At 25.7% G+C, this 22153-nt stretch carries 19 protein-coding genes; 5 read left to right on the top strand and 14 right to left on the bottom strand.

The genetic code is table 11. The features are described 5' to 3' along the window. Positions 1-82: 82 nt before the first annotated feature. Together ACZJV1_RS05130 and ACZJV1_RS05125 are read right to left on the bottom strand one after the other, a co-directional pair. Positions 83-1099, bottom strand: coding sequence for a sensor histidine kinase (locus ACZJV1_RS05130; RefSeq protein WP_463651650.1), 1017 nt, complete (start codon positions 1097-1099; stop codon positions 83-85). Continuing rightward, a complete protein-coding gene (locus ACZJV1_RS05125) occupies positions 1090-1770 on the bottom strand; it encodes a response regulator transcription factor (RefSeq protein WP_463651649.1) in 681 nt (226 codons plus the stop codon). The genes ACZJV1_RS05130 and ACZJV1_RS05125 overlap by 10 nt, the downstream gene beginning before the upstream one ends. A gap of 209 nt (positions 1771-1979) precedes the next feature. Between ACZJV1_RS05125 and ACZJV1_RS05120 the strand changes: the two genes are divergently transcribed. Next, complete coding sequence (locus tag ACZJV1_RS05120; protein WP_411170171.1) at positions 1980-2111, top strand: hypothetical protein; 132 nt, start codon at positions 1980-1982, stop codon at positions 2109-2111. A gap of 47 nt (positions 2112-2158) precedes the next feature. Here ACZJV1_RS05120 and ACZJV1_RS05115 read toward each other — a convergent pair whose 3' ends face one another. After that, positions 2159-2923: a hypothetical protein gene (locus tag ACZJV1_RS05115; protein ID WP_411170170.1), complete on the bottom strand. Its 765-nt coding sequence runs from the start codon at positions 2921-2923 to the stop codon at positions 2159-2161. Between the two features lie 381 nt (positions 2924-3304). Here ACZJV1_RS05115 and ACZJV1_RS05110 point away from each other — a divergent pair, with 381 nt between their 5' ends. After that, on the top strand, positions 3305-3718 hold the full coding sequence (locus tag ACZJV1_RS05110) for an EamA family transporter (protein WP_460286516.1): 414 nt from the start codon (positions 3305-3307) through the stop codon (positions 3716-3718). Positions 3719-3905: 187 nt separating this feature from the next. On the opposite strand, the gene ACZJV1_RS05105 is transcribed toward ACZJV1_RS05110, so the two are convergent. From ACZJV1_RS05105 to ACZJV1_RS05090, 4 genes are all read right to left on the bottom strand, one after another. Continuing rightward, a complete protein-coding gene (locus ACZJV1_RS05105) occupies positions 3906-4313 on the bottom strand; it encodes a secondary thiamine-phosphate synthase enzyme YjbQ (RefSeq protein ID WP_460286480.1) in 408 nt (135 codons plus the stop codon). Between the two features lie 29 nt (positions 4314-4342). Beyond that, on the bottom strand, positions 4343-5179 hold the full coding sequence (locus tag ACZJV1_RS05100) for a methyl-accepting chemotaxis protein (protein WP_460286479.1): 837 nt from the start codon (positions 5177-5179) through the stop codon (positions 4343-4345). 267 nt (positions 5180-5446) lie between these two features. Continuing rightward, positions 5447-7609 carry a sensor histidine kinase gene (locus tag ACZJV1_RS05095; protein WP_463651648.1) on the bottom strand — a complete coding sequence of 721 codons (2163 nt, stop codon included), beginning with the start codon at positions 7607-7609 and terminating at the stop codon, positions 5447-5449. Beyond that, on the bottom strand, positions 7584-8288 hold the full coding sequence (locus ACZJV1_RS05090) for a response regulator transcription factor (RefSeq protein ID WP_411170166.1): 705 nt from the start codon (positions 8286-8288) through the stop codon (positions 7584-7586). The genes ACZJV1_RS05095 and ACZJV1_RS05090 overlap by 26 nt, the downstream gene beginning before the upstream one ends. A 283-nt stretch (positions 8289-8571) precedes the next feature. Here ACZJV1_RS05090 and ACZJV1_RS05085 point away from each other — a divergent pair, with 283 nt between their 5' ends. Then, complete coding sequence (locus tag ACZJV1_RS05085) at positions 8572-9684, top strand: DEAD/DEAH box helicase (RefSeq protein ID WP_411170165.1); 1113 nt, start codon at positions 8572-8574, stop codon at positions 9682-9684. An 87-nt stretch (positions 9685-9771) separates the two neighbouring features. Here the strand turns inward: ACZJV1_RS05085 and ACZJV1_RS05080 are convergent, their stop codons facing one another. From ACZJV1_RS05080 to ACZJV1_RS05070, 3 genes are all read right to left on the bottom strand, one after another. Continuing rightward, on the bottom strand, positions 9772-11922 hold the full coding sequence (locus tag ACZJV1_RS05080) for a YhgE/Pip domain-containing protein (RefSeq protein WP_463651647.1): 2151 nt from the start codon (positions 11920-11922) through the stop codon (positions 9772-9774). Positions 11923-11935: 13 nt separating this feature from the next. Then, positions 11936-14086: a YhgE/Pip domain-containing protein gene (locus ACZJV1_RS05075; RefSeq protein WP_463651646.1), complete on the bottom strand. Its 2151-nt coding sequence runs from the start codon at positions 14084-14086 to the stop codon at positions 11936-11938. A gap of 593 nt (positions 14087-14679) precedes the next feature. Then, positions 14680-16941, bottom strand: a complete 2262-nt coding sequence (locus ACZJV1_RS05070) for a glycogen/starch/alpha-glucan phosphorylase (protein WP_463651645.1) — start codon at positions 16939-16941, stop codon at positions 14680-14682. A 340-nt stretch (positions 16942-17281) separates the two neighbouring features. Between ACZJV1_RS05070 and ACZJV1_RS05065 the strand changes: the two genes are divergently transcribed. Together ACZJV1_RS05065 and ACZJV1_RS05060 are read left to right on the top strand one after the other, a co-directional pair. Next, positions 17282-17674: a TM2 domain-containing protein gene (locus tag ACZJV1_RS05065; RefSeq protein ID WP_463651644.1), complete on the top strand. Its 393-nt coding sequence runs from the start codon at positions 17282-17284 to the stop codon at positions 17672-17674. 12 nt (positions 17675-17686) lie between these two features. Beyond that, positions 17687-18631 (top strand): SPFH domain-containing protein, encoded by a 945-nt coding sequence (locus ACZJV1_RS05060; protein WP_463651643.1) that lies wholly within the window; start codon positions 17687-17689, stop codon positions 18629-18631. Between the two features lie 93 nt (positions 18632-18724). Here ACZJV1_RS05060 and ACZJV1_RS05055 read toward each other — a convergent pair whose 3' ends face one another. From ACZJV1_RS05055 to ric, 4 genes are all read right to left on the bottom strand, one after another. After that, complete coding sequence (locus ACZJV1_RS05055; protein ID WP_463651642.1) at positions 18725-19534, bottom strand: nitroreductase family protein; 810 nt, start codon at positions 19532-19534, stop codon at positions 18725-18727. An 84-nt stretch (positions 19535-19618) separates the two neighbouring features. Beyond that, a complete protein-coding gene (locus ACZJV1_RS05050; protein WP_463651641.1) occupies positions 19619-20332 on the bottom strand; it encodes a Crp/Fnr family transcriptional regulator in 714 nt (237 codons plus the stop codon). 231 nt (positions 20333-20563) lie between these two features. After that, positions 20564-21370: a DUF438 domain-containing protein gene (locus ACZJV1_RS05045; protein ID WP_463651640.1), complete on the bottom strand. Its 807-nt coding sequence runs from the start codon at positions 21368-21370 to the stop codon at positions 20564-20566. 31 nt (positions 21371-21401) lie between these two features. Further along, positions 21402-22103: an iron-sulfur cluster repair di-iron protein gene (gene ric / locus ACZJV1_RS05040; protein WP_463651639.1), complete on the bottom strand. Its 702-nt coding sequence runs from the start codon at positions 22101-22103 to the stop codon at positions 21402-21404. Positions 22104-22153: the final 50 nt, after the last annotated feature.

The raw sequence follows: 22153 nt of genomic DNA, 5'->3' as shown, positions 1-22153 counted from the left end.
AATTCTAAGATTTATTGTGCCTTCAATCCATAGAATAACATAACAGAAAACTTACACTTTTGTAATATAACTATATTTAAAATTACTTTTCAAAAATCATCATTCTATTTATAGGAAATATTATTGATACTTTAGTTCCAACATTAAGCTCTGAAGTCAAATTTATTCCAAGTCCAAGTTTTATAGCTAACTTTTTACACAAATATAAACCTATTCCTGTTGATTTTCCAAATTTACGCCCATTTTCTCCTGTGTATCCTTTTTCAAAAACCTTAATTACATCTTTTTCACTTATTCCAACTCCTGTATCTTCAATATATAAAATAATGTTTTCTCCTACCTTATTTGTGTAAAACTTGATTATACGTTCACCCTTTCCAATATATTTAATAGAATTAGATATTATTTGATTTATAATAAACTCAATCCACTTACTATCTGAATAAACAATTGCATCTAAATCTTTTACTTCAATTCTTATTTTTCTTTCTATTAATGTATTAGCATTTCTTTTTATAACTTTATTAATAGAGTTTTTTATGTTTAATTCTTTTATTATATAATCCTTTTCTAAAGCATTACTTCTAGTGTAAAAAAGAGCTTGTTCAATATAGTTCTCAACTTTATATATTTCATCATCTATACTTTTTGTAGTATCTGATTTATTATTTTCTATAAGTAATTTACAGCTGGATATTGGAGTTTTTATCTCATGAACCCATAACTCTATATATTCTCTATATTCATTATTATTTACTTTTAAAGAAGCAATTTCATCATTCATAGCTTTATTAGCTTCTTTAATTACATAATATAAAATCTTACTATCTATAAAATTCCCCTCATCTACAACATCTGAAATTAAATATTTTTTATCTAACGTATCTAAATTAGAAATCAACTCATTATAATACTTTTTTTTATTAAAATAGTCATATACATGAAATATTAATACACTAATTAAATTAAGTATAAACATAAATGCAATAGCATATGAATCTACATTTAAAGCCCGCAAAAGTATTGAGCTAAATATCAATATAGATAAACTTATAATTACAAATAATATTCTTTCTTTAATAAAGTCCATTAATCCCATATTAATATATACCCTTGCCCTCTCTTAGTTTTTAAATAGTCTATTGCTCCTATTTCCTCTAATTTTTTTCTTAATCTATTTATATTTACTGTTAATGTATTATCATCAACGAATTCATCAGATTGCCATAAAGCTTCTATTATTTCATTTCTAGATACTATCTTTTCCTTATTTTTTATTAAAGTATATAATATTTTACTTTCATTCTTGCTAAGTTCAATTTTTTTATCATTATATTCAACTTCACTTGTAGATAAGTTATGTAAAAGTCCTCTATATTCCAATACTTCTGAGTCAGAATTATTATAAGTTCTTCTTATTATTGAAGATATTCTAGCTAAAAGTATTTGAGTATTATAAGGCTTTGTTATGAAATCATCTGCTCCTAAATTCATACTCATAAGCTCGTCCACTTCACTATCTCTACTTGTTACAACTATTATTGGAACAGAGCTTCGTCTTCTAATTTCTCTGCAAATATAATAACCATCATAATAAGGAAGATTAATATCTAATAAAATTAAATGATATTTTTCTTTCATAACCTCTTCTACTATATTTTCAAAATTTAAGGAATAACTAGCTTCATATCCATATCTATTTAAAAAAGTACATAATTCCGTTCTAATTTTATCTTCATCTTCTATTATAAAAATTTTCTTTATATCCATTTTTCCTCCTAATAATAAAAAACCACTATTTTCTTGTTTTGCCACTATATTAAATTATATATCAAAATTTTATATTATTTAAGTATAATAAAGATTCTACTTTTAAATATATCTTACATAAGTGTTATTTTATACACTTATAAATAATAATATTTTCTGATAATATGGGAATTCTAATTATTGATAATAATCATTAAGGAGGATTTTAAATGAAAAATAAAAATTCAAAAGATACTACTAATCCATCATCACCTAACTATGATAAGATGATTAAAAATAAATCTAATGAAAAGACTCCATATGGGGAGAATGAGCCTTCGACTCGTACAACACATAAATAGAAAAAGAGCTATATTATTGGAAAATTACCAATAATATAGCTTCATTTTTATCCTAACAACCTATTTACTATGTCATTTGCTTCTGAGGCTATTGGCATAATGTTTTTTACAAATGAAATTGTTGTATTTATACTTGTAAGTAAATTTAAAACCTTTTTTATATTTTCTTTAAACTTTGCATTCCTAGAAGCTTCCACGCAAATATTTTTATTAAACATTATACTTCCTAGCCCTTGTTCAACGGAGATCTTTAATCCATCCATTCCATACATCTTATATTCATCTATTTTATAGTATAAATCAGTAAGTACACTATTTAAAAACTCCTTTAGTTCTTCGTTTACTTCTAACTCATTTAATTCTTCTATCAATATGTGTATTTTTTCCTTGAACTTCATTAAATTTTCTTCTTCTATATTTCTATATTGATTACTTACATCTAAAGCTAATGCTAAACCGCTTATTGATATTAGTATTTCTTTTGTTATTATATTGTCTAACTTGTGTATATCATCATCTAACCCTATTGCCATAATCTTTTTTTCAAAGTTAGTAAGAGTTTTTACTAATCCATCCTTAGAATCACTCTCTATCTTATTAGTTAACTTCTTAATATTCTCTATCATTTCTACAATTTGTATGATAGATTTAAATATTTTTTCGTCATCGTTTATATCTAAATCAAAGACCTGAGCAAGAACCGATTCTACCGTTCTAAATCTACTTTGTTTACTAGAACTTTTACTACAAAACTCCTTTGCTTCACTTAAAATTTCGTATAGCCTAACTGCTGGATTAGTTGATAATACCATACTACCCCCTCCATAAAATTAGTTACAGTTAATACTTCTATACAGCATTAAGTTTTCCTCTTTTTTCCTGTTAATTTAATAGTTTTTTAAGTTTTAAATATTATTATATTATAAATAATATTTAATTTTATCCTTTACTATATATAATGCTATAAATTTATATTATATGCATATTTAGGTATTATTTATATTTATATTAATTTTATCTATATTTATTTTTTAATTTATATAATTAACATGTTTAAAGAAAATAAAAATTTTTATTGATTTTTATTCTCATTTCATAGTCTTATTAATAATTATAGTATATAATTATTTAAAAGTCTTATTTGGAGGAAATTTATATTCATGAAAAAAATAAATGTTAAAGGAGCTTCTAATATGTGGATAGTCTTTGCACTTCTCTCAGCGTTTTTTGCTGCATTAACTTCAATTTTAGCTAAAATAGGAATAGAAAATATAAACTCAAATTTAGCTACGGCAATACGTACTGTTGTAGTGTTAATAATGGCTTGGGGAATAGTTTTTATGAATGGAAGCTACAATCAAATTTCTAATATAAATCAAAAAAGTTGGATATTTCTAATTTTATCCGGTATTGCTACAGGCTTATCCTGGTTATTTTATTATAAAGCTCTTCAGATTGGACAAGCTTCAAAGGTAGTTCCAATAGATAAATTTAGTGTTGTAATTAGTATGATTCTAGCTTTTATAATTTTAAAAGAAACTCTCACTGTAAAAACATTATTAGGCGGTATTTTTATTACAATTGGAACTTTTATAATGATACTTTAAATATTCAAAGCCTTTTGCTTGTATAATATAAGGATACTCTTTTAAGAAAAGCATTCAAAATGATTTATAGAAACTAAATTTTATTACTAAAAGATATATTAATATATGAGATTTATTTATAAAAAAATAGTAGATAGACTCGTATAAAAGCAAATCTATCTACGCTGTACATAATTATCTTATAATTTTATCCTTTTACTATTTTCACATAAAAAGTTCTTTCTCTTGGACCATCAAATTCACAAAAATAAATATCTTGCCATCTCCCAAGTATTAACATTCCATCATTAAGTATTAAAGTTTGTGATACTCCCATAGTTGATGATTTCATATGAGCATGAGAATTTCCTTCAAAATGTTTATAATTTTTATCAATAGTTGGATATACTTTTTCAAAACCATAAATTAAATCTTTTACCACATCTGGATCTGCATTTTCATTAATAGTAATTCCTGCTGTTGTATGAGGACAATAAACTACTACAATTCCTTCTTTGATATTAGAAACTTTAATATCTTCATTTATAATTTCTGTTATGTTAATCATAGATTGTCTATCTTTTATTTTTAAATTATGCTTAAAAAGATTTGTCATAATACCCCTCCTATAATCCTAAATACAGCCTACATTTTTTCTGCCATCTCTCTTAGATTTGTAGATGTTTTATTTAACTCCTCTATAGTTGCTGCGATCTCCTCTAATGAAGAGACTTGCTCACCGAAGCCACTATTCATATTAGAATACTTCTCTGTAATATCATTAAAAGCTTCTCTAACACTTAAAAGCTTATCCTCTATTTCCTTTAATGAATCTTTGCTATTTTTCGCCAAGTTCCCCATTTCCCTAGCTACCACAGCAAATCCCTTTCCCAGTTCTCCAACTCTAGCTGCTTCAATCCTAGCATTTAAAGAAAGAAGATTATTTTGGTTAGTTATTTCCTTAACTATTGATAAGATTTTATCAGTTCCTGCAACTTCCTTCTTTACTATTGTTGATTTCTCATTTATATTTTCACTTTCAAGGGCAGCATTTTGAACACTCATTGCAATTCCTGCTACTATTCCACTAATTTCCGATAAACTTCTTTCTATATTTTCTGCTATACTTAAAATTCTATTTTGCCTTATCAAACTCTTACAAATAGATATTGAACCTACAATTTCTTTATTATTATCATATATTGGAAATGCATATACTTTATACGGAACTCCAAAAACTTCCTTAGGTATTATTTTATTTATAGTTCTTTTACTCATCATACACTCATATGCTGCTGATCCTTTTAATACTTCTTGTCCCACAGTTACTTTTAAAGGAATATTCTCTCCCTCATATACCTTTATACACTCTTTAATATTATTAAAAGCTACCAATAATTTTTCTTCAAACAACTCATTCAAGTAAGTAATTACTTTATCAAAAGCTAACATAATATCATTTTCTTCAACTTTATAAATCATAAACTCTCCCCCTATAAAATATCATATTTATATTATTGTTATTTTATTGTAAACCTTTATATCAAGTTATATTATATCTCAAAAGAGACTGTTGCAAAATAGATTTTACATTTAATTTTTCAACTACTTCTTTTACAAATTTTATTTTAAATATTAAAAAAGACATCAATTAGATAAATATTATATCCTGTTGATGTCTTTTTTAGCTATTATAAGATTTTAAAGTTAACTGTTAAAATTATTTTAGTCTTACGCTAATATTTTCTATTACCTTTTAAATTTTAATATTACTTTAAACAAATCTCCATCTACTTCTATATTTAATGTTCCACCTTGTAATTCAACAAAACTTTTAGTTATTGCTAATCCAAGTCCTGACCCTTCTGTATTTCTTGATTTATCTCCTCTTGCAAATCTTTCTACGATTTCTTCAGCTGCAAAATCAATTTCATTGGCAGACATATTTTTTAAAGTCACATACACCTCTTCATTTTCATCTATTATATCTATATAAACTCTTGAATTTGGCATTGAGTATTTAACTATATTTATTAATAGATTTTCAAATACTCTAAAAGTTTTTTGACTATCTAAAGGTACTATAACTTTATTTTCTGGGAAGTTCCATTTAAATTTTAATGAAGACTCTTCTATTTTATCGCTTAACTCAAATTGAGTTTGTTTCATAAGAGAAACTATATCTACATTAACTATATTTAATTGTATATTCTTACTTGTTGCTTTACTTACTTCGAATAAATCCTCAATTAAATTTTTAAGTCTTTGAGATTTTCTATCTAATGTATCTAAATATAGCCTTCTATCTTCTTCACTTACATTTTCACCTTTTAGTAAGTCTATATAAGTAATTATTGATGTTAATGGAGTCTTTAAATCGTGAGATACATTTGATATAAGCTCAGTTTTCATTCTTTGGCTTTTTACCTCTTCATCAACTGCATTTTTGAATCCCCTTTGTATCTTTTGTAGTTCATCTTTTAGTGGTTCAAAAACTCCAAGTTCTTCTTCTATAGTAACATCTAAATTTCCCTCTGCAATTTTATTTGTGGCCTTAAGCAATATTTGATATTTATTTTTTATATTATTAAAATGTTTCCTTAAAATAAAGAATAGAACTATTGTATATATTATAGATACACCTATTCCGAAAAACCATATGCTACACATAAAAATTAAAACTATAAGATTAACTGCTAATATTTTAATTATTACTTTATTAGACTTATCTTTTAAATTTATATCTGTAATACTATTATATATTTTTATCCATAAATTTTTTAAACACTTAAAAAATTTATATATTATTGTGTTTTCTTTTATATAATTCTTTATTCCTTTATTAAATATAGATTTAAGTAAAACTATAGTTGAAAACGCTGTAATTAATAAAATAAACCAGTACGCTACATTTCCTATCATTAATAATGGAGTTGTTAATATAACTGGAATCCCAACTTTAGCTAAAGCTTCTTTAATCCATTCATTGTTTGCAGTCCAGTAAGATATATTCGGAGATAACGAAACTAAAGCTGTAATTACAGTAATTATAATTGTATTTATCTCAAAAGGCATTTTAATAAAATTTCTAATTCCAATAATGTCTTTTGACTTTCTATATGGAATAATTAAAGATATAAGCACTATCACTGCATAAGCTATCAAAACATAAATTATAATGATATCTCCATAAGCATAACTATTAAACCTATTCATATAATTACTTATTCTATCTACATACTTCAATTCCTTAGGAACTGCATAGGTTATAGTTATATTTTTAGGGTTTGATAATGTAAGATTACCATATCCATCTATTAAATTTCTCCACTGAAAATCCATAAATATATCAATTGTACTTTCATCAGCTCCCTTTATTTTATTTACCTTAATACCACCATATTCATCGAAGTCAATTACCATATAATATCCATAATAACTTTCCAAATCATTTAATAGATCTTTATTTGTTTCATTAGATATTAAAGCACCTAAATTTTTATCTGTATTCGTAGATGAGACTTTGCTTTGCTTATCTATAATATAATAATCTAAATTTTTCAAATCTCTTTTTAATATTCTATTCCAATTACTTAATTCAGAATTAAGTCTTTGTTTTATATAATTATAATCATATTTATCATTTTTGAATTCCTTAAAGAATATTTCTTCTGAAGAAATGTCTCTGTTTTGTTCCTTTTCTAAAAGATCTTTATATAATACAAAGCTTCCCTTAAATAAATCCATTTGAAAATAATAATCTTCATAATATGGAGGTTTTTCTTTTTCATTTGCAAGTTTAGCTATTCTTGGATAAGATGCTACTAAACCCACTGATGTTAAAATAACTAATATAAATACTACTGTGCTTAATAGGTAATTTTTTTTACTGCTTTTCAATTTTGTATCCAACTCCCCACACCACCTTTAAATATTTCGGATTCTTAGGATTAATTTCAATTTTTTCTCTTATATTTCTTACATGAACCATTATTGTATCAGTATTGATTGCTTGCTCGTTCCATACTCTTTCATATATTTCTTCTGATGAAAATACTCTCCCTGGATTTTGCATAAGTAGCTGAAGTATCTTAAACTCAATTGGTGTTATTTTAACTAGATTTCCGTCAACACTTAATTCAACTTTATCAACATTTAATTCAAGACCTCCTATTATAAAACTGTTTGTTTTCTCTTTTTCTACACCAAGAGCATTTAAATATTTAGAGTATCTTCTTAACTGAGAATTTACTCTAGCTAATAATTCTAGTGGAGTAAATGGCTTCGCAACATAATCATCAGCTCCTATATTAAGTCCTACTATTTTATCAACCTCCTCAGATTTTGCTGAAAGCATAATAATAGGAAAATCATATTTTTCTCTAAGCTTTACAGTCATAGTTATACCATCCATTTTAGGCATCATTATGTCCACTATTGCTAAATGAATTTCTTCCTTATTTATAATTTCTAGTCCTTCTATTCCATTGTATCCTTTAAAAACTGTATACCCTTGGTTCTTTAAGTATATTTCAATAGCATCTGCTATCTCCTTTTCATCCTCTACAACTAAAACATTATATGAATTCATAACTTAACTCCTTTTTTAAAATACTATCAATATTATACAATAAAATTTCTACTTAATCCCTATTACCTAAAGTATATCTTCTAATCCTAAAGAGATACTTTAGGTAATTCTAAAGATTTTCTAAATATAAAATAAAAAACTTTATGTTGATTATTTATTAATTTAATGTTATTATTATTAAGCAGTTGGTACGTAAGTGCTAATTATTTGTGGAGCTTGGTTGTCTTTCGCCGGATACCAAGCTCCACTTTATTTTATTTTAAATTATGAAAGGACTTAATTTATGAATTTTAAAAATTTAAAAATAGATGATAACTTAATAAAGAAATTAAATAATTATAATATAAAAACACCTACTGAAATTCAAGTTCAAACTATTCCTTTAATTATGAATAATAATGATATTATTGCTAAGTCAAAAACAGGTTCTGGGAAGACTCTAGCTTTTTTATTACCTATTCTTCAAAGAGTAAATAATAATTCTAAAAATACAGAAGTATTAATTTTATCTCCAACAAGAGAATTAGCTATACAAATCACTGAAGAAGCTAATAAATTTAATATAAGCAATTTAGGAATACTAGCAGCTTATGGTGGTAAAGATGTAGGCTCTCAGTTAAAAAAGCTTGATAAAGGAATCAATATAATTATTGCAACTCCTGGAAGACTACTTGATCATTTAGAAAGAAAAAGCATAAATTTAAGTAAGTTAAATACTGTAGTTATAGATGAAGCAGATCAAATGCTTTTAATGGGATTTAGAAATGAGATAGAAAAGATAATGTCTTATGCTCCTAAAAAATTACAAACTCTTTGTTTCTCTGCAACTATAGATTCTAAAGTAAAGAAATTAGCTTATAGATATATGAATAATCCTCAAATCATTGATATTACAGAAGAAGAGGAATCTATAATTCCTAACATCAAACAACAAGTAGTTAAAACTACTGATAGATGGAAAGTTGATGCTTTAGTTAAAATCTTAGAAGATGATAATCCTTTTATGTCTATTATCTTTTGCAGAACTAAAAGAAGAGCTGACGAGCTAGAAGCAAAGCTTTCCTCTAAAGGTATAAAGACTGAAAAAATACATAGTGATGTTCCTCAAAATAAAAGAGAAAAAATAATGAAGTCTTTTAGAAACTGTGATATTCAATATTTAATAGCTACAGATGTTGCTTCAAGAGGTATAGATATTACTGGAGTTACTCACATATATAATTATGATGCACCTGAAAGTGTTGAAAGTTATATTCATAGAATAGGAAGAACAGCTCGTGCTGGAGATAGTGGCTACACTTGCCTTATTACTGATCCTAAAAATTATAATATTTTAGAGGAAATAGAAGAATATTTACAATATAAAATTCCTGAACGTGAAGTTAACTTTAGATAAAAAAAGCTGCAACTACAGCTTTTTTTATTTTGAATAAAAGACAAAAAGGATATAGACTCTTAATTTCTATATCCTTTTCTTATATTTTTATATCTCTGCTTCTTCAAATTTATGTTCCATAAAGTGAATTAACTTATGAAATGGTTTCTTTAATATTGAAAGAATTATAAACACTAATGAATATACTACAAGTGCTAATACACTAGTTATTACAGTTTTCCAAACTGGTCCTGCTATTGCTTCTCTAAATCCATTTATAGCATATGTAAATGGCCATAATGGATATAAAACTCCAAATATCTCAGGGTTAGTTTGTATTGGATATATTCCTCCAGCTCCTGCTATCTGAAAAACCATTATAATAACTGCAATAGCTTTTCCTACATTCCCCAAAATAGATACTAAAGTGAAAATTATTATTGTAAAAGTAATAGATGTTAAAAATGAAAAACCAAATAATAATGGTACATTATACACCTTTATTTTTAATATTAACCAGTCACCTAAAGTTACTATAAATGCTTGAATTAAACTTATACTAATAAAAAGAAGCATCTTACCAAAATGTCTTTGCATCATACTAGGTTGTGGCCCATATTCAAAATCCTCACAATGCGTTGTTAACAAAGCTCCTGCTAAAAGTGCACCAACCCATATGGCTAATACTGTATAGAACGGAGTTAATCCAATCCCAAATACACCTTTACCATATACTTCAATTTCCCTTACTTCTATTGGTGAAGATATAAAATTAGCTATTTCTTCTGGATTTTTTCCCATTATGCTTATAATTTCATCTAAACTTTCTTCATTTAAATTATTTAATTTCTCATTTAATTCTTTTATATTTTTTTGTAATGTAGCTATTTTTTCGCTTAACCTTTCTGCATCATCTATTGCTTCATTACTTGATGCTATACCATAATTAGCTAAAGCATTTAATTGTGGCACTATTACTTTTGATGTTTCTAAAATTGAATTTAAATTATCTAAACTTAAGTTCGTTGTATTAGCAACATTATTAATAGTATTTGTACTATTTCTATAATATTCATTTGATATTGATATTATATTGTTAACAGCATCCTCATTTAATTTTATAACATTATCTATATTATTAGAAAAGCCTTCTTCGATCTTACCGTTATTTACTTTATCCTTTAATTCATTTAATATATTTTCTTGATTTTTTAATGTTTTTTCTAAATTCTTAAGATTTGATATTAATAAATTTAACTTTTCATCATTTAATGTTGAATTAATTTCTTCTAATTCTTTAATAGAAGCATTTGCTAAAGCTTCCATAGTTCCTGTATAGCTTTGTAATTGATCAATATTCTTTATAATATCCTCTTTAGGCATATTTATATTTTTCATACTTTTTAACATTGTATCTATCTTTTGTGATAGCGCCTGTAAGTTAATAATATTACTATTGATGTCTCCATTAAGTGTAATCAAATTATTTTTACTTTCATTTACTATCCTTTTACTTGCTTCTGCTGCATCTTGTAAATCATTTATTTGTTCTGTAATAAGTGGTAAATCATTTTTTATACTGTATATATAATTATTTAAATCCTCTGCATTTTTTGATGAATCATTAATATAATTTTGAATACTTGCTAAATCATTTTCTGCAGTACTTATTACATCTTTAATACCAAGAACTTTAGGCTTATTATTCTCTAAATGTAATCCTACTTTATTTAATTCATCAAAAGCTTTTTTATTAACAGTTTCTATAAAGTTTGATTTTATTTCTTTTGTTAATTTATCTTTAGCTACATTAGTAATTTTTGTAGCAATGGCATTAGCCTTTTCATTTGATTTATATATTATATTTGGTTTTTTAGGACTTTTTGTAGTTAAACTTACTAATCCACTTGAGAAATTTTGTGGAATTTCTATTATCGCATAATAAGTGCCTTGATTTAATGCATTATTTGCCTGCCATTCGTCTAGAAATTCCCACTTTATTGAAGTATTTTCTTTTAAATTTTCAACAACCTCATCCCCAACATTTATTTCTATAGAATTTACTACTGCTCCTTCATCTTTATTTACTACAGCCACAGGCAAATTACCAGTATTAGCATATGGATCCCAGCAAGCCCAAATATTTATCCAAGCATATAGTGAAGGTATAATACATAATCCTATTACTACAATCATTGCTGCATAATTTTTTTTAATTTTAATTAAATCTCTTTTAAATATCTTAAATAACATTTTCATTATTTTCCCTCCATTATTCACCTATACCTGATTCATGGAATTTTTTTTCAAACTTGCTAACTACACTATTTAATCTTGGCTTGAAAACAAAACCCAATAATATATATAGTGCACTAAATATTAATAGTACTACTATATCTAATGTAACACTAGTTGCTAATGGTCCTGCTATTGACTCCCTAAAGCCTCCTACAGCATAAGTAAACGGGAAAAATGGTTGCAATATTCTAAATATAAGAGGATCTACTTGTACTGGATAACTTCCTCCACAACCTGCTAATTGGATAATCATAAATATTATATTAATTGCTTTTCCTACATTTCCAAGTAATGATACATTAGTAAATATTATTATTGAAAATGTTATAGCTGATAAAACTGAAAATATTACCATTAAAAATGGATTGACGGAGTAAACTTTGAGTAAAAATATATTACCTAATGCTATTATTAAACCTTGTATTGTAGCCAATATTACAAAGGTAAACATTTTACCAAAATACTTATGTCTTATTGTAATTTTTTCATCCCATTTAATCTTAGGCGCTTCTGTTTTTAATACTGATGTTAATATTAATCCACCAACCCAAAGAGCTAAAACGGAATAAATTGGTGCCATTGCTGAGCCATAGTTTGGAACAGAATATACTTTTACTTCTTTTATATTAAATGGATTTGATATAAAAGAAGCAATTAAATCTGGATTACTTTGAAGTATTGCAAGTATGCTATTTATATTTTCATCATTTAACTTTGATAATTGCTCTCCTACATACTTTATATCATCTTTATACATATTTAATTGTTCTAATATATCGTCTGAAACTTTGTTTGTAAGTTGACTTCCTTGAGCTGCTGAGTTTATCAAAGTAGCTATTCCATTTACTGATTCCTTTGATTTTGTTAATAATTGAGAACCTTTTTGTGTTGCATCAGTTAAACTTGTAGCTATTTCATCTAATACTGGCATTGCATTATTTTTAAAATTGCTTGTTAATTTATCTATATCATTTGAAATTTGCTTTAAATTTTCTTTCAATTGATTTATAACTTCTTTTTTATCTTCACTTAAAGTAGAATAACCTTTTGTAATTGAATTCAATATATCAGTTTGTTTATTTAATTTATCTTGAACTGTCTTTAAATCAACTATTGAGTCTCCAATTCCTTTATTCGGTTTTTCTTTATTAATAGCTTCAAGATATCTTATATTAGAATCTGTACTATTATTTACTACATTCATATTACTATTTAAAGCATTTAATTTACTACTTATATCTGTAGTACTTTCATTAACATTAATGGTATCTAATATGCTTATAATATTATCTATACCAACCTTCATTTGATTTAGATTTTGATTTAATACATTGAAAGATGTATTAAAACTATCATTTGTTGATTTTATTAAATTTGCAGTGTTTTGAGTTATTGTTTCTCTACTTGTTATCCCACTTGTTAAAGTAGGAATAGAAGCTTGGACTTCTTTTAAATAGTCATTTAAATTTCCCGAATTTGAATTAACATTTTCTAAAACTGCTATTATAGAATCCATCTCTTTAGAAATTGTTATAATAGCATTTTTAAGCTTTACTATATCATTACGATTTTTATCTATATCCTCTTGATATCCATTAATCTTTTCAAAGGCTTTTTTATTAATAGTTTCTATAAAATTCGAAGTAATTTCATCTATTAAAGTCCCCTCTGCTACCCCTGCAATTTTACCTGCTACTGGATTTGCTTTAGTATCAAGCTTATATGTTATTTCTGGTTTCTTGCTTTTATCAGTTGCTATACTCGTTAAATCCTCTGAAAAAGTTTCTGGTATTTCTATAGTTGCAAAATATGTTCCATCAATAACTCCCATATCAGCCTCTTCATTATTAACGAATTTCCAACCTATATTTTTATTTTCTTTAAGCTCCTCTACTACTTCAGCCCCTACATTTATATTTTGTCCTGCAATAGTTGCTCCTTTATCATTATTTACTACTGCTATTGGAATAGTACTTGTGTTTCCATAAGGATCCCAACAAGCTTTTATATTAACCCATGCGTATAAAGATGGTATAATACATACTCCAATGACAATAATCATCGCTACTGGATTTTTTATAATACTTTTTAAGTCTCTTCCAAAAACCGTCATTATTTTTTTCATATCATTTATTTCCTCTACTACTTTGATTACTATAATTTTAAAATTAACTAAATACAATTTTAATTTTCTTTAATACAAAACTCATAAAATAAATTAACACATTATTAATTCTATAAATTTTATACACTCAATTAATATAAACTTAATCATCCCTTCTTTAACTACATATGCTTACATTTTCATATTATACTCCTTAGTCAGATTTTTTACTATATGCAAAAAACCATAGAAAACATTTACCTATATTAAAAATATAAATTATTTTTTCAATCTTTATTTTCAATTTAATATTTCTCAAAATAATTAATTAAATTTTCTATAAATATAATTTTGCATTTTACCGGTTTAAATTGTAAAATTATACAAAAGTTCAATTTCAAATGATGGAAAAAACATATTAGCTGATGATATAGATCTATATTGGATTGATTCTACTACTGCCATAGTAACTCTTTATGAAGAATAACAATCTCATGAGAAAATACGAGTAGTATTTGATAAATATATTACTTATGAGATATTATAAGTAATTTAAATAAAAAAAGCTGCTTATGCAGCTTTTTTTATTTGTAGTTGTAATTTATAATCATCTTCTACTTTAGTTTCCAGATTTCCTTATTGTATTGTTCAATAGTTCTATCTGAAGAGAAGAATCCGGCTTTACTAATGTTAATTAAAACTTTTCTGTTCCAAGTTTCTCTATCTTCATAATCTTTAAATACTACTTCTTTAGTCTTGATATAATCTTCAAGATCTAATAATGTCATAAACCAATCTTTATTAATTAATTCTTTATGAAGTCTTGTTAAGTTCTCTTTATCTCCAACTGCTACCATTTCATCATTTACTATAAAGTCAACTAATTCTTTTATTGCAGGCTTTTCATAATATTTCTTTGAAACATAATCTGCTTTCTTATAGTGTTCAATAACAGTTTCACTTGACTCTCCGAAGATATAGATGTTGTCATCTCCAACTAATTCATGTATTTCAACATTAGCTCCATCTTCAGTTCCTAAAGTTAATGCTCCATTTAGCATAAACTTCATATTCCCTGTTCCTGAAGCTTCTTTAGATGCTAGTGAAATTTGTTCTGAAACATCACAAGCTGGAATTAGTTTAGATGCCTTTGTTACATTATAGTTTTCTATCATAACAACCTTTAAGTATTTGTTAACTTCAGGATCATTATTTATAATTTCTTGTAAGCATAAGATAGTATGAATTATATCTTGAGCTATTATATAAGCTGGTGCAGCTTTTGCTCCAAATATCATTGTTATTGGAGTTGTTGGAATATTTCCCTTTTTAATATCTAAATACTTATGAATAATATAAAGTACATTCATTTGTTGTCTCTTATATTCATGAAGTCTCTTTATCTGAATATCAAATATAGAATTTTCATCTATTTCAACATTTTGAGTTTCTTTTAAATAATCCTTAAGAGCAATTTTATTATTCTTTTTAATTTCTCCAATCTTATTTAAAACAGCTTTATCATCTATATATTTTAATAAATTTTCTAATTTAGTAGGATCCTTTTTAAAGTCTTCTCCAATTAATTCACTTATAAACTTAGTAAGTTCATTATTGCAGTGGATTAACCATCTTCTAAATGTTATTCCATTTGTCTTATTATTAAACTTTTCTGGATAAATATCATAAAATGGCTTTAATTCTTCTTCCTTTAATATATCAGTGTGAAGAGCAGCAACTCCATTTACGCTAAATCCATAGTGAATATCCATATGTGCCATATGAACTCTATTCCCCTTATCTATTATAGCTACTTTCTCATCATCATATTTTGCTTTTACTTTATTATCTAATTCTCTTATAATAGGCATTAATTGTGGTACAACTTTATCTAAATATTCTATTGGCCACTTTTCTAATGCTTCTGCTAATATTGTATGATTTGTATATGCACAAGTCTTAGATACTATTTCAATAGCTTCTTCCATCTCTATTCCCTTTTCACCTAAAAGACGAATTAGTTCAGGAATAACCATTGATGGATGAGTATCATTTATTTGAATAACTACATGATCATATAACTTGTGTAAATCATATCCATTTTCTTCTGCTTCTAATAAAATTAATTGAGCTGCATTACTTACCATAAAGTATTGTTGATATATTCTTAATAAATGTCCAGCTTTATCGCTATCATCTGGATATAAGAATAAAGTTAAGTTTTTCTTTATTTCTTCCTTATCAAAGTTTATACCCTCTTCTACTAATGTTTCATCTATTGTATCTATATCAAATAAACGAAGCTTATTGCAAGCCTTATCATAACCTGTAACATCTATATCATAAAGACTTGATGTAACTTTAAATCCTCCAAATAAAACTTCGAATTTTATATCTGATTTATTTAACCAACTTTCACTAGTTATCCATGGATTTTTAACTGCTTTTTGTTTATTACTTTGAAATACTTGTTGAAATAATCCAAAGTGATAATTTAAGCCTACTCCATCCCCATTTAATCCTAAAGTTGCAATTGAATCTAAGAAACATGCAGCTAGTCTTCCAAGCCCACCATTACCTAATGATGGTTCTAATTCTATTTCTTCTATCTCAGCTAATTCTTTACCATTTGCTGATAATACTTCTTTAACTTCTTCATAAAGACCTAAATTAATTAAGTTATTTGATAATAACTTTCCTATTAAAAACTCTGCTGAAATATAATAAAGCTTTTTATTTCCCTTATTAGTTCCTTTTTTCTTTATTGATCCTTTTGTTAATTCTAATAAAGCTAAATAGATTTCTTCGTTGCTTGCTTCCTTTATTGTCTTATCAAATCTCTTTTCTAGAATTTTTGTTAAGTTTTCTTGTAACATATTCTATCCCACCTCTAAATAAAATTAATTTATAATTATTTTAATTTTGAATATTCTAATTTTTAGGATTTCTTAAACCCTTTACACGTATTATAATACCAATTATAAATTTATTAATTTGTATATTCATTCTTTTATTTGTATATTATTTATATGAATTTAAAAAAATTTATATTTATTTGTCTAATAGTATTGTTATATAAATAATATCTTATAGATAAGTTATAAGCTTCGTTGTATAATATATGTAATTAATAGTAATTTTTCATAAAATATATAATAAATTACTTTAAAATTATTATTAGTGAAATTGTTATTATTTATAAGTGGGGGATACTTTATGCAAAAATGTTCAATGTGTGGCGCACCTGTAGATGGTCCAAAATGCTCATACTGCGGTGCAACAACTAATTATAAGCAAGAAAATAAACGAGATGAACAAGAATATTCTCAGCAATCACAGCCTCAACAACCAATAGTTATTAATAATATAATTAATAATAACAATAATGGTCGTAATTATATTCATCATAAACAAAAAAGTAAAATTGTTGCTCTACTTCTATGTATATTCTTCGGTTATTTTGGAGCACATAAATTTTATCTTGGAAAATCTGGTATGGGAATCTTATACTTTTTTACAGCAGGTTTACTAGGAATAGGATGGATTGTTGATATCATTTTAATTCTTACTGGTTCAGCTAGAGATAATTATGGATATCCACTAATATAGGAGATAATTATTATGGGATTTATGGATTTTATAAAAGATCAATTTATAGATGTAATAGAGTATGTAGACGAAAGTAATAAAATTATAATTAATAAGTATAGCAAACCAGGTAATGAAATTAAACATGGAGATAAGATTATTGTTAGAGAAAATCAATCTGCTATATTTCTAAAGGGAGGAGAATTTGAAAACGTTCTATCCTCTGGGACATATATATTTAATTTAGAAAATTCAGATAATACTAAAACAAAATCTAATGGCTTTAAAACTGGAACATACACATTAAATATCAAAAATGTAGCTGAACTATCTAATCTAGCTAAACGGGATTATGAATTTAACTCCTCGATAAAAGCTGATTTATATTTTATTAGCTTAAGGCAATTTGTAGATTGTAAGTGGGCAACCAAAGCACCAATATTAAAAAGAGATAAAGATTTTAAAACCGTTCGTATTCGTGCATTTGGAAAATATGCCTTTAGAATTGTGGATGTAAATAAATTTATGACAGAAACTTTCGGAGCACGTGGTAAAATACTTACTTATGATATAGTTCAATATCTTTCATCTATTGTTACAGAAGCTGTGACAACTAACATTGCTAGCAGTGAAATGCCCATACTTGATCTTGCAGTAAAATATAGAGATTTATCAGTCAAAATTCAAGAATGTGCAAATTCGATTTCACTTCCTTTAGGAATAGAGTTCAGTAATATTATAATAGAAAACGTTTCCCTACCTGATGAAGTAGAAGAAATGATTGATGAACAATCTTGTCTTGATGCTAGCGTAAACCTTGAAAACTCTATATCTAGCATGATGTCTAATATTTCTAATTATGATAATAATGAAAAAGGAACTGTGGAACTACTAAGAGAGCTAAAAAGTTTACTTGATGAGGGAATATTAACCCAGGAAGAATTTGATGCAAAGAAAAAACAAATATTAAAACTGTAATAACTTAACCTTAGTAAAATCTTTAAGCTATGATATTTTTATATCATAGCTTTTTATACTTATATTCTAATTTTAGCACTTAATATTTTATAATTATTCCCTTATCCATGATATAACATATTCGTATTCACTTTGAATATTGACATTCATAAATTTAAATTCTCCATTGATTCCTTTTTCCTTTGTATATAAATCAAAATTACAAAGAGCTATACCTATATCTATTCTATTCATATCAACTTTTCCATTTGTATATACATGTATATCTTTATTTACCTTTATTATTCTCCAAGGTTGCTTATTAACAGCTGATGGTGCTAATCTTACCATTTCTAATGCTTCTCCATATTCCTTTGCATTTTCTATCGAAAGTGGAATATTAAAGCTTTCATTAAAGAATAGCTCTAAATATTTTTTTCTATTGTTTTTATTGTTTCCAATAAGAGATGCTAGTAAAGATTTTTTTCCACCTTCATAGCCAACTGGAGATACTATTGGTAATATCTCATTATCTTTAAGATTAATAGCTTTTGCAAAATCTCCTCTACTAAAGGTTCCCCCTAGCCAAACAGTTCCAAGACCTAATGAAGTACAATATAAAATTACTTTTTCAAGAGTATATCCTAAAGCTTCTAGTGCAAAATCTTTCTCTTCACAAGCTGCTACCAAATAATAATTTGCTCCTTTTATAACACCATAAGTGCCAAGCTTAATCTCATTTTTAAAACTATCCTTTTTAATCAAACTAATTCTTATATTTATTTTAAAAGGATTATCTAATTTGCTTATATAATCTTCTAAATCTTTAATAATTTTATCAGATAAAGGCTTATCGCTGTAGTTTCTAACTGAATATCTAGATTTTATTATTTCTGTTATTGGCTTATTAAATATTAGACTCATATTAACCCTTCCCCTAGACTATATTTGTCACTTTAAAAATTCTAATTATTTACAATATAATTATATCCTTTAATACACATCTTCTTAGAAGATAGATCCTTCTAGCAAATTCAAATTATTTATTACTATTTTTTTATTTCCAATAAGCTTTATAATACCTTCACTTTCTAATAAAGTTAGCTTCCTACTTAATGTCTCTCTAGCTATCCCACAATAATTAGCCATTCCTTCTCTATTTAACGGTAAATCTATTTCAATTTTTCCATTTATGTCTTTTCCATATTTATCTGAAAACTCTAAAAGCATACAACATATTCTTGCTTCTAGATTATTATTAGATAAATTTCTTGTTAAATTCTCTACCTCTATTAATCTTTTATTTAATTCTGAAAGAAGCTTTAAACAAATAGAAGGATTAGAGTATAGTATTTCTTTTAAATCTTCCCTAGAAATAGTACATAGCTCAGTATCCTTAACAGCTATTGCAGATACATTACTTTCAAGGGTGTCTCCTAATATATTATTTTCTCCAAGAAAATCCCCAACAGTTAATATATTTATAATTTGCTCTTTACCCTCTACAGTATTCTTAGTTATTTTTATCATTCCTTCACTTATAATAAAAAGCTTTGAAACTTTGTCTCCTTCTAAAAATAAACTTTTTCCTTTTTTCAAAGCCATATGTTTTCTTATATCTATTATTCTGTCTAGCTCAGATTCAGAAAGTGATTCAAATATAGGTACTTCTCGCGCATATAATCTACTAGCACATTTTTCACAACAAAAGTCACAACTCAAAATAAATACCTCCTAATCAAAATCATAATATTATCTTAATTATACTATAAAACTCAAATTTATAATTAAAATTATATGATTAATAGGAAACACCTATTCACATACGTTCTTAGGTGTAAGTTCTGCTAGCTAAATCAAAGATTTAGATTATCACTTAGGAGGTATCTATTATTTATAATACTTAATAAGATATATATATTTAACTAATGTAAATTAATAAAATATCTTTTACTATATACAATCTTCAGGCGTAAATGTGCAATATCCTATATTATCACATTCTTTTTTCATATTAGTCCATTTAGTATCACTTTCTATACTTTCTAATGCTGTAGGATATAATATATAATTTTCCTTAAAGATATGATCTTTTAACTCAAAGCAAATAGCATTTGAAAGTCTTTTTAGTTCTCTTTTATATTCATTAAAATCTAAAAGAGAAACAGATTCACTTAATTTCTTTAACTCTTTCTTCTTTCTTCTTAGATCTTCATGTTCAAGCCTCATTATTCTTGTCGGTCCTGTGATCCCCCTTGTTTCAAGCTCAGGGAATAAAACATCCTCTTCTCTTTTATGGTGTGGCTCAGCATATAGTATATTATTAATTAATTCAGTTACTCTTCCAAACTCTTTTCTGCTTTCATCAAAATTATCCATATTTAATATTGTCTTTGTTAATTCATCTAGTTCTTTTAAGAAATTTAAGATTAATTCATGCTCTTCTATTAGTGTATATAAAACATGTCCTTTTGATATATTACTTTGTAATTTTTCAAGTTCACCTTTTAAAATCATCATATGAATTTCACATAAATGTCTTAATTCACTTGGATTCATCCCATCCTCTACTAAGCTTTGTTCTGCCATAGAAAGTTCTAAAGGACTTATTGATTTAACAAGTTTTAATCCCTTTTCCTTTAGATCTTCTGTTAATCCTTCCTCATTTAGTTCTCTTAAAAGTATAGTTAATTCTTTTATCTTTTCTTCATTAACAGCTCTATTTACTCCATTATCTAAAATAAATCTCTTATTTTCCAAATTAATCACCTCTATAATTTTAATAAAATTTCTATTTATATCTCTTAAATAAAATGTTGTTTTCTTTATGGATATGAATAAATAAGTCTTTCTCAAGTTCATGCATTTTTAGATATAATAATTTAAAGCTTGTACATGCCCATTCTGGAGCATTATAATCATCTGTAATATCTGCTAGTTCTTTAAGTATATCTCCTGCTGCTTCATGTTCTCCTATAAAGCTATCTATTTCTTTTCTTAGCTTCTCTTTTTTCACTTTATCATTAATCTTTTCAAATTCAATTATCTTTGGAAATAGTATTTTTTCTTCTTTTATTAAATGTTCTTCTAATTCACATTTTAGTGCTCCAAAAAGTTTATGAACTCTTGTTAAAATTTCTGGTAAATGATCATAATGTACTTTAAATACCTTTAACACCAATGGATCGATTTCCTTTAATAATTCAAATGTTTTAATATGATGAGTATTTACTATATGGTTAATTAATTCTTCTGAAGATCTTTCATTCCAATTTATATATGAAGAATTATCAAATATAAATTCATCAAGTTCATTATTCACATCCTCAATAAATTTTTCCACATCAATTTCTTTTTCCTTTAGTGCAACTTCTAAATTTTCATTTCCACCACAGCAATAATCTAATTGCATATCATTAAACTTTTCTACAATTGCAGGATAAATAATAACACACTCACCTAAACTTAAATTTACATTTATATTATTTTTCATATTAATTCCTCCAAACATTTAGTTTTCTTATCTATGAGTAAATTATAAGA

It is taken from the genome of Clostridium sp. LS3, assembly GCF_055330225.1.
The sequence above is the reverse complement of the archived record's forward strand: the minus strand, read 5'-3'. Positions and strand labels throughout refer to the sequence as shown.